Origin of the sequence: Chryseobacterium sp. SIMBA_028, from assembly GCF_046535285.1 — a bacterium.
In the GTDB taxonomy this organism is placed as follows: domain Bacteria; phylum Bacteroidota; class Bacteroidia; order Flavobacteriales; family Weeksellaceae; genus Chryseobacterium.
The window spans coordinates 1-234 of record NZ_JAWRWZ010000852.1 but is presented as its reverse complement, the minus strand read 5'-3'; the positions used below and the strand labels follow the sequence as shown (position 1 = coordinate 234).

Annotated in this window: 1 protein-coding gene; it reads right to left on the bottom strand. The window is 55.6% G+C overall.

Going from position 1 to position 234, the window contains the following annotated elements:
• A partial coding sequence (locus SCA31_RS25600; protein ID WP_410699729.1) for a histidine kinase dimerization/phosphoacceptor domain -containing protein occupies window positions 1-230 on the bottom strand: 230 nt, incomplete at its 3' end.
• Window positions 231-234: the final 4 nt, after the last annotated feature.

Genomic DNA, 234 nt, shown 5'->3' with positions numbered 1-234 from the left:
CCGCCTCCTGATGGGTAGGCATGCTTGATCGCGTTCGTCACAAGCTCGTTGACAAGAAGGGCTGCCTGGATGGCGCGGTCAGTGTCTATTCGGCAAGGAGTGCCTTCAAAAGAGAGTGTGTGCCGTATAGATGTTTGCGCTAGACGGCTACAAAGATCCTTAAGAAACGCGGCTAGGTCGATGGTCTCGAGATCAGGCTGCCGCCACAAATGGTCATGGACGGCTGCGATGGTC